The following is a 2,893-nucleotide window of genomic DNA, read 5'->3' on the forward strand; positions in this document are numbered from 1 at the left end:
AAAGAAGCAGCTGATAAATCAAGACGTGTCTTTAGAGGAATCTTTACAACAACAAAAGGGATAATAAACTCAGATATCAATGGTAGTTTGAATATCCTAAGAAAATATTTAGGTGAAAAAAATATTCCCAGGTTGATTATATCGATGAGGGATAAGGGGTTTCGAGATAATCCTTTTAGACTACGTGTAGTTTAATATGCTATTGTATCTTCGGGTAGAATAGAAGCGTCAAAGACGCCTTTCTTGTTATAATTGTTGTGATACTATTTTGATAATAGATTGAAAACAACAATTACTGTAAACACTAATTTTAAACATTGGGTGGTTTATTTTGCATTTATCGGGAGTTTTCATTGCAATTCCCAGTACTTCTAGTTTACAGTAAACAATCTATTGTTATAAAAGAATCGACAATGTATAATTTAATTAGTTGTTATTGCTTTCAAATCAATAGAAGGAGATGGTAAGATATGAAAAAATTTTTATCTTTATTACTTGTGTTTACTTTAGTTTTTTCATTAGCAGCGTGCGGAGTAGATGAGATAACTCCTGATTCTGCAGATTCTGATCCAGACCAAACTACATATTTGGATGGTAATGATTTGAATGAACTAGAGAAGAAAATAAAAGTGCTACATGAGTTAGTTATTTCGAATAGTCCTTATGATGGAACATATGAGGAATGGGTAGATTGCGTTTCGCCACCTACAGATTTGGAAAGACAAGTAAAGTTTACGATAACAAACGATCACTTAAAATGGAGATATGATGGAGAAGATAAGTGGAACACTTTGGTTAACTTACTCACTTTATTGGGTGGCGTTTCTTCTATAGAAGGTTATCATTATGACAGTGATGACAATTTAATTATGTCATTTAACTCAGGAAGTGAGGCGAATTTAGGAGAATTAGATTTTGTTGTTAAAGTTGAATTTCTAGGTTTAAATGAGATTCTTTTAGAAGAACAATATATAGAAGTTGGTAGTTCTGCCGTTGCACCTAAGATTCCTGATGTAACTGGTTATGAGTTTGATAGTTGGAGTGTTGACTTTTCAGATGTATCTAACGATATGATTGTAGAAGCAATCTTTACAGAGACTGATTAACACTTTTTTATAGGATTTATAATAAGATTATTCAACACAACAGGGACTGTCCCATCTGGGAGAGTCTATTTTTATACGATGATTTGTCAACTCAAGTGCACCAATTCTGTATTTTCATTAATTACCTCAATGGAGCTTTGCTTTCGAATATTTTGTTTTATATTTGAGGAATTTCTCCTGAGTTCTTTTTCTTAAACGAAAAAACAGCCTTTTTCACTAGTTATCCATAGTTCATGCTTTAATCTGGATAAAGAAAGGAGTTGTCCAAATTACTGATTAGGACAACTCCTTTGTATTTATCTGTTCAACATACACTTAATTATTTAGCTTCTATTCGTTACCTCTGAGTATCATATCAATAGTAAACTCCAAAACAGTATCCACACCATTTAAGTAATCATCTATTGTCATATGAACTTTATAATCAGGTTGAATGCCCTCGCCATGAACAAATTTTACATCATCTACATTTGTTAAACTAACACTTTTGGTAACATCTAATAAGGCGTCAGTATGAGTTAGTCTATATGTCTGCTTTTCATCATTTAATATATATGAACCAGGAGTTTCGTCACCAATAAGCACACCAATATTTTGATCTCTTATCAAGGATGTAAGCAAGCTTGTTTGTGAATAAGAACCGCCACCAACAAGTGTATAAAGTTCACCATCAAAATGATAGGTGCTATTTGCTATTAAATTCTTATACTCATTATCACATGTCATACATTCAGGATGATAGAATGATTGCTCGATCGATTGAATATAAGAAAGTAACTTTGTAGTAGTAGACAGTGAACCGCCGCCATTATCTCTAAGATCTATAATTACATGCTCAATGTTTCTACCTTCTACTTCTTTAAAAAAAGATTCATAAAAATCGTAAAAATCAGACTCTGTAGCTCCTGCGTTTCCCGCGTGGCCAGTACGACTTGCATAAAATGAGTTCAACTCCATAATTGCATATGAATCATTGTATGTCGCATGCCACCTATTCCAATCCGGGAATCCAGGTAAGTCCTCCATAAGAACTGCATCTACTGTAACATCTTTCAACTCACCAGTTTCGTACTCAATATACTCAATAGTGAATGATTCAGATTGATCCATCCATTCATAATAAAGGAATCTAAAATACTTATTCAACTTATATTCAATAAAGGTTTTATTCAAGCCATCCGTGCTCAAATACTGTTCGAATTCCACAAATATATCACTTATTTTTTTGTCGTTGATTGCTGTTATTTTTGAACCTAAAACTATTCCCACATTTACAGGATCTTCAACAATATACAACTCTCTATCAATGACTCTAGTAGTTAAGGGGAAAAACAATGCATTCTGATAATTATATGAGTACAACACTTGAGAAGAAACTACCTCTGTATGTCCACTGTTGTAAGCTGTTACTACAGGGGCTAAGATCCTTAAAAACTCGTTTTGGGTCATTTCTTTAGAAATTAATCCCCTTTGAGATGTAACTAAACTGTTGATATTATCTTGGTCTGCAAATGTTTTGGGATGATATGTATCTAACAGGTTGGATGCCTGATCAAAATCTTCTAGAAGATCATTTACAGGAAACAATTTATTTGCTGGCGTTTCTTGTCTTTCAATAATAACTTCATCAACTTGCGACCCCTATATGTTAGGATAGTTGTCGGGAGGATGGTTTTACTATATGCTAGTTAATAGACATAAGTAAAAGGAGATACTCGATGCCAAGATACAGTCCAGAATTAAAGGAAAAAATTATAAAGGACATGTTACCACCAAACAATGTACCA

General features: G+C 33.1%; 2 protein-coding genes and 1 pseudogene. 2 read left to right on the forward strand and 1 reads right to left on the reverse strand.

The window, feature by feature from the left end:
- A pseudogene (locus tag EZV73_RS28105) lies at positions 1-195 on the forward strand (hypothetical protein); the annotation flags it as partial.
- Positions 196-470: 275 nt separating this feature from the next.
- Complete coding sequence (locus EZV73_RS28110; protein ID WP_240843911.1) at positions 471-1,106, forward strand: lipoprotein; 636 nt, start codon at positions 471-473, stop codon at positions 1,104-1,106.
- A gap of 330 nt (positions 1,107-1,436) precedes the next feature.
- Here the strand turns inward: EZV73_RS28110 and EZV73_RS28115 are convergent, their stop codons facing one another.
- Positions 1,437-2,693: a S41 family peptidase gene (locus EZV73_RS28115; protein ID WP_240843912.1), complete on the reverse strand. Its 1,257-nt coding sequence runs from the start codon at positions 2,691-2,693 to the stop codon at positions 1,437-1,439.
- Positions 2,694-2,893: the final 200 nt, after the last annotated feature.

Origin of the sequence: Acidaminobacter sp. JC074 (assembly GCF_022496765.1) — a bacterium.
GTDB lineage: Bacteria > Bacillota > Clostridia > Peptostreptococcales > Acidaminobacteraceae > JABXKX01.